The 6,315-nt window shown below is 42.0% G+C and carries 4 protein-coding genes and 1 pseudogene; 4 read left to right on the top strand and 1 reads right to left on the bottom strand.

Going from position 1 to position 6,315, the window contains the following annotated elements:
• Nucleotides 1–323 precede the first annotated feature (323 nt).
• From FHC49_RS24245 to FHC49_RS24230, 4 genes are all read left to right on the top strand, one after another.
• Nucleotides 324–1,289, top strand: a complete 966-nt coding sequence (locus tag FHC49_RS24245; protein ID WP_181553097.1) for a LacI family DNA-binding transcriptional regulator — start codon at nucleotides 324–326, stop codon at nucleotides 1,287–1,289.
• A 73-nt stretch (nucleotides 1,290–1,362) separates the two neighbouring features.
• Nucleotides 1,363–3,096, top strand: coding sequence for an alpha-glucosidase (locus FHC49_RS24240; RefSeq protein WP_114385764.1), 1,734 nt, complete (start codon nucleotides 1,363–1,365; stop codon nucleotides 3,094–3,096).
• Between the two features lie 59 nt (nucleotides 3,097–3,155).
• The gene (locus FHC49_RS24235; protein WP_195207116.1) at nucleotides 3,156–4,784 is read left to right on the top strand and encodes a PTS transporter subunit IIBC; all 1,629 of its coding nucleotides are present in this window, start codon (nucleotides 3,156–3,158) and stop codon (nucleotides 4,782–4,784) included.
• An 86-nt stretch (nucleotides 4,785–4,870) separates the two neighbouring features.
• Complete coding sequence (locus FHC49_RS24230) at nucleotides 4,871–5,677, top strand: endonuclease/exonuclease/phosphatase family protein (protein ID WP_045332110.1); 807 nt, start codon at nucleotides 4,871–4,873, stop codon at nucleotides 5,675–5,677.
• Nucleotides 5,678–5,873: 196 nt separating this feature from the next.
• On the opposite strand, the pseudogene FHC49_RS24225 reads toward FHC49_RS24230, so the two are convergent.
• Nucleotides 5,874–6,200 (bottom strand): annotated as a pseudogene (locus FHC49_RS24225) (hypothetical protein); the annotation flags it as partial.
• Nucleotides 6,201–6,315 lie beyond the last annotated feature (115 nt).

Genomic DNA, 6,315 nt, shown 5'->3' with positions numbered 1-6,315 from the left:
CTGACGGCGCTTAGTGCTGAATTCACTATCGGCGAAGGTGAGTTGATGGCTCATGATGTCCCTCTGGGATGCGCTCCGGATGAATATGATGATCTCATATCAGGAACTTGTTCGCACCTTCCCAAGGTATGCTCGCTCCCTGGTCTTGAGTTCAGGTCTAAATCTTGTGAGTGAAAATTAAACACTCATACGTCCACCCAGTTTTATTTACTGTGTTGTTAGCCAATATATTGGATACTATGCCCAAGTGACTCAACTCTGAATTCTGTATCTTGAAGTCACTTGGAGATATGGCAATAGTGCATTATTGAAGGAAATAGGTAATGAGTAAAAAAATGACCATGGCTGAGATTTCAAGGCAGCTTGGAATTTCAACAATGACTGTGTCGCGTTACTTTAATGGCGGTTATGTCTCGGAAGAGAACCGCCTTAAAATTGATGCCATCGTCAAAGAGAGTCATTACACGCCTAATATATTTGCTCGCTCCATTCGTAGCCAATCCAATATTATTGGTTTCATCGCGCCTCGTATTGAGTCATATACGACCAGTTTAGTGATTAAAGGGGCGCTGGCTGCTGCCAATGAATCACAAGTACGAATGCTGTTTCATGCCACAGGGTTTAACCATGAGTCAGAATGCCAAGCTGTGAGAGAGTTTAACGGCTTAAATGCATTGGGCACGATTATTATTGCGTCAAAGCACAGTGTCGAAGAGACTTTTTATCGAACCTTAGACAATGTGGTATTTATTGGCAAAAATACCCCCCACCATTGCTGTTTATATTACCCCGATCATGCAGCGATTAAAGCCCTCGTCTCCCACACCATCACTCAGTTAAAACAGCAGCAGGCACCGCTGGCTGCCGTACATTATATTTATGATGAGCGTATGCTTTCTAGCCGCACTAAGTTGATGCAAGCCACTATTACCGACACCGTCCCTGAGTTGAATTTATCACTACAAGCCCTAGCCAACTCGGAGGACAAAGCTGGCTATCAGGCCGTTCAATTACAGCCTAATCATGTCTACTTTTGTGCCACCGATAATATTGCCATTCGTTTATATCGTCGCGCCAAAGAACAGCAACTCAAGATCGGTCATAACGTATGGATTGTAGGCATAGGTGACTATGACTACAGCGATTTGTTAGTCCCGAGCCTGACGACTGTCGCTTTTAACTACTATCAAGTGGGCTACCAAGCTGTCAAAAAATTGCTCAAGCGCGATTTCAGTTCTGTTGAAGGCACATTCGACATAAAGATGAGAGAAAGCTCACAATTCCTCTGAAATTGTGTTGAGTCCAAATCGGTTCTACTTAACTATATGTGTTAACGATAACGCATATAGTTAAGTAGAACCGATGACACTCGCTCCTAATATGCACTCAAAACCACTCGCGTGGTGGAAGAAAGCAACCGCCTACCAAATTTATCCCCGTAGTTTTTATGATACAAACCAGGACGGTATTGGTGACATCAATGGCATCATTGCTAAGCTCGATTATCTTGCTGATTTGGGCATTGATTTAATATGGATTTGCCCATTCTATGCATCACCTAATGATGATAACGGGTACGATATTAGTGACTATCAAGCGATTCATCCTGACTTTGGAACCCTTGAGGATGTGGATGAACTAATCAGTGCTGCTCATAAACGTGGCATTCGCATTATTATGGATTTAGTGATCAACCACACTAGCGACGAGCACCCATGGTTCATTGAATCTCGAGATAACAAAAATAGCCCTAAGCGCGATTGGTATATTTGGCGTGATGGTTGTGAGCCTACCGCTGAAAAACCGACTTGCGACCCAAACAACTGGGAAAGTATTTTTCATGGCAGTGCATGGGAATATGATAAAAAAACTGCACAGTACTACTTGCACCTATTTTCAAAAAAACAACCTGATCTGAATTGGGAAAATCCTGAAGTTAAACAAACACTATTTAAAATGATTTATTGGTGGTTGGAGCGTGGTATTGATGGCTTCCGTGTGGATGCAATTAGCCATATTCAGAAACAACCAGGTTTACCTTCTTTACCCAATCCAAAGGGTGAAAAGTATGTCTCTTCGTTTGATTATCATATGAATGTGGCAGGGATTGAAAAACATCTGCATGAGTTAAAAGAGCAGGCGTTTGATCCCTTTAACATAGTGACAGTTGGTGAGGCTAATGGGGTGACTGCCGACAATGCATTACTTTGGGTTGCCGAAGCGACCGAACACGATCAAGGCGGTGTTTTCAACATGATTTTTCAGTTTGAACACATGAAGCTATGGTCGGAAGAACAAAGCAACGTGCCTTTAGATCTAGTGGAGTTCAAACGCATTTTATCGCGTTGGCAAGATGCATTAGAAGGTAAAGGCTGGAATGCGCTTTATTTAGAAAACCACGATCAAGCTCGTAGCATTGATACTTTTGCCGACCCTACCTCTAGGTATGCCAGTGCTACCGCGTTAGCGAGTTGTTATTTCTTGATGAAAGGAACTCCGTTTATTTATCAGGGCCAAGAGATTGGTATGGTAAATCATCAGTTTACTTCTCTTGATGAATTTAATGATGTGTCTGCTAGAAATTTAATTCAAAAGCTATCTCAACAAGGTCAAAGCGATGCAGACATCTTAGCCTTGTTAAATCAAGTATCTCGCGACCACAGTCGCTTGCCAATGCAATGGAATGCGCAGGATTTTGCCGGTTTTTCTGAGGTGCAACCTTGGTTCTCCGTCAATCAACAGTACGCAGATATCAATGTTGAGCAACAACAGAATGATCCAAATTCGATTTTGAGTTTCTATAAGCAGCTGATTGCTCTGCGTAAGTCAAATGTAAGTTTAGTGGTTGGCCGCTATCAATTGCTGCTACCTAACGACCCTAATATCTATGCTTATCAACGTGTTGCACAAGATATGACATGGACCATTATTACCAATTTAAGTCCACAAGAGAGCATCGTTGATATCGACCGCATGCAATTAGGCGAGTTAATGCTTGATAATCAGAATATCAACAATGAACACGTTCGCTCAGATTTTATAGCGACGCAAATTGCCCCACCTTATGCTGCGTATATATTTGCAAGAAAGCACTAAATTATATTTATCGCAGGGCCTTGATAAGGCTACCCTGCATTTAAACCAAGGAATCATTTATGAGTCAGTTACTATCTTTTGATTTTTGGCAACGATTTGGGAAATCCCTTATCGTTGTTATCGCGGTGATGCCAGCCGCTGGTATCATGATATCACTCGGTAAAGTTGTCGCAATGTATGCCGGTGGTATTGGTGCCATTGAAACACTAGGCACTATTATGGAAAACATAGGCTGGGGGATCATAGTTAATCTTCACCTATTATTTGCTGTCGCTATTGGTGGATCATGGGCTAAAGAACGTGCAGGAGGAGCATTTGCCGCGCTGATCGCCTTCATCTTAATTAACCGTATCACTGGGGTTATATTAGGCGTGGATAACGCTATGCTCAGTGATCCCGAGTCGGTTGTGATGAGCCTATTTGGTTCTGAGCTACCTGTCTCTCAATTCTTCACTAATATTTTGGGTGCTCCTGCTCTAAATATGGGTGTGTTTATCGGTATTATGTCTGGCTATTTAGGTGCCAACTTATTTAACCGTTATCATGACTTCGCTCGCTTACCTCAGGCATTAGCATTTTTCAACGGTAAGCGTTTTGTACCTTTTGTTGTTATTTTCTATTCGATGATTATTGCGTTTGCTTTATCAATCGTATGGCCTTTAATTCAAGGTGCGCTTAATGATTTTGGTCAATGGATTGCAACCTCTAAAGACACTGCGCCGATCACTGCTCCTTTCTTGTATGGTACGTTAGAGCGCTTATTACTGCCATTTGGTTTACACCACACTTTAACTATTCCAATGAATTACACCGAGTTGGGTGGTACTTATGAGCTTTTAACAGGGGTGAATGCGGGGGCAAGTGTTTATGGTCAAGATCCACTATGGCTTGCTTGGGTTAGCGATTTAAATAATCTTAAATTAAGCGATCCGACAACTTACCAACATCTATTAGATACGGTGCATCCAGCACGTTTTAAAGCGGGCCAAGTTATTATCGCAGCGTCTTCATTGATTGGTATTGGACTTGCGATGTATCACTGTGTTGATAGTGATAAGCGCGCACAATACAAGCCAATGTTTTTATCTGCGTGTCTTGCTGTGTTATTAACCGGTGTGACAGAGCCTATTGAATTCATGTTTATGTTTATTGCTCCTGTTTTGTATGTTGCGCATGCGGTATTAACAGGGATTGCATTTGCGTTGGTCGATGTGATGGACCTACGTATACATGCCTTTGGTTTGATTGAGTTACTCACTCGTATACCTATGATGGTTTCAGCGGGAATCGGTGGTGATTTGGTTCGCTTCGCATTGGTTTCTATTGTTTTCTTTGGTGTTAACTATGGATTATTCCGTGTGCTCATTGTCAAATTTAAATTGCCAACACCGGGCCGTATGGGTAACTACCTCGATGAAAGTTCAGAATCCATGTCAGAAGATGAGAAGATGGACATTATTATTCAGAATTTAGGTGGCCGTGCCAATATTGCTGAGATTGATGCTTGTATGACTCGCTTGCGCATTACAGTTAATGACCCGCAGTTGGTTGCTGAATATGCATTATGGAAGCCGACAGGAGCACTTGGTGCTGTAATTAAAGAACAGGGAGTACAAGTTATTTATGGTCCAGGAGTGGATGTCATTAAATCTAGATTAGTTGAGAAGTTTTCAGCACAACCTGAGTAATTCATTCTCTACCCTAGATAAAATAACCTCGAGAAACGCAGCCTTGAGCTGCGTTTAACTCGCTACAATGAATAAGTGAATAATAAATGAAGTTAATGACGCTAAATACCCATAGTTGGCAAGAAGAGAAACAACTAGAAAAGTTGGATGTGGTAGCGCAAGCCATTATCGAGCAAGGGTGCGATGTCGTTGCATTACAGGAAGTGAATCAACATCAAAATAGCCCGGCTGTTGATGCCAATATATTAACTAATCACACCGTGCTCGCTGATAACTATGGATATTTATTACAGAAAAAACTCATGGAATACGGCTATCACTACCAACTTACATGGGATTTCGTTCATCAAAGTTATGACGTATATCAAGAGGGACTGGCATTCTTGACGCGACTGCCGATTGTCGAGCATGAGGTCATTGACCTAAGTGATAACTATGATGTGAACTTTTGGAAACATAGGCGAGCAGTGCGTATTAAGGTCACTTCTCAACGAGGTGATTTCAATCTTTATAATTGTCATTGCGGCTGGTGGAGTGACTCAGAGAGCTCATTTGAGGACCAGTTCAACAGAATAAAGGCAACATTATCAACAGAGTTGAGCTTTCTATTAGGCGATTTCAACAACCCAAGCCATATACGCAATGAAGGTTATGATTATGTATTACAGTGCGGTTTGATAGATTGTTATGAAATAGCAGAAATAAAAGACTCCGGAACTACTGTAATTAAAAATATTGACGGTTGGGAACAAAATAGCCAAGCGCTACGCATTGATTTGGTTCTTAGTAATCAACCGATGGTGGTAAAGCAGCATCAGGTGATTTTTAATAACGATTTTTATCCGGTTGTATCGGATCACTTTGGGGTTCTGGTGGAAGTAGACATTATTTAATGTTTATTCATAGACTAAACCTTAAGCAATACTGGACTTTTAATTACGTGACTTTGCAATACCTGTAGTTATTCAGGACTTTCTAATTTAGTAAAGGCGCTGACACGTTTTTGTCCCAAAACTGTGTTACAAAATCCACAACACCAAATTTTGAAGAGCCCCTTAGAGAGGGGCTAGTTGAGGGGAGCCCAGTTGGCTAGTTGGCGGGGGTATCTGTTTCCTCTTCAGTGATTTCGTCATCGGTTGAAGGCACCGCTTGTTCAACTTCTGCTTCTTTACCCTTTGCTTTAGCTGATTTTCGTGCTCGAATTTCGATATCAATAATGCGCCGAGCCAGTTTGATAATGCGCTGTTGCCATGCGTAGTTGCCATCAACACGTTGCTTATTGCTAAGCACGCTAGATAACCAGAGTGTGTCCATTGAGATCATCAACGCATCGAGTTTGCGAACTAAGCCGACAAACTGGCCAACCTGAGGCGAGCTGATTTTGGCGTTGAAGGTAATCGGGTCGGTGTAGTCAGGTTGACCTGCCCCCACGATTAGATACAACACTCAGTTAGTAACGTCGGAATCTTCATTCTCAGAATGACCCTTTCTCCAGCCCGCTGCAAATTCAGACGGTGTCTGATAATTCAGC

Origin of the sequence: Kluyvera sp. EC_51 (assembly GCF_019584505.1) — a bacterium.
In the GTDB taxonomy this organism is placed as follows: domain Bacteria; phylum Pseudomonadota; class Gammaproteobacteria; order Enterobacterales; family Enterobacteriaceae; genus Kluyvera; species Kluyvera sichuanensis.
Note: the sequence above shows the minus strand (reverse complement) of the source record. Positions and strands in the feature narration are given on the sequence as shown.

Excerpts from the sequence above, each read along its gene's own strand:
- FHC49_RS24235 (WP_195207116.1), top strand. The coding sequence starts at position 3,156 with ATGAGTCAGTTACTATCTTTTGATTTTTGGCAACGATTTGGGAAATCC.
- FHC49_RS24240 (WP_114385764.1), top strand. The coding sequence starts at position 1,363 with ATGACACTCGCTCCTAATATGCACTCAAAACCACTCGCGTGGTGGAAG.
- FHC49_RS24230 (WP_045332110.1), top strand. The coding sequence starts at position 4,871 with ATGAAGTTAATGACGCTAAATACCCATAGTTGGCAAGAAGAGAAACAA.
- FHC49_RS24245 (WP_181553097.1), top strand. The coding sequence starts at position 324 with ATGAGTAAAAAAATGACCATGGCTGAGATTTCAAGGCAGCTTGGAATT.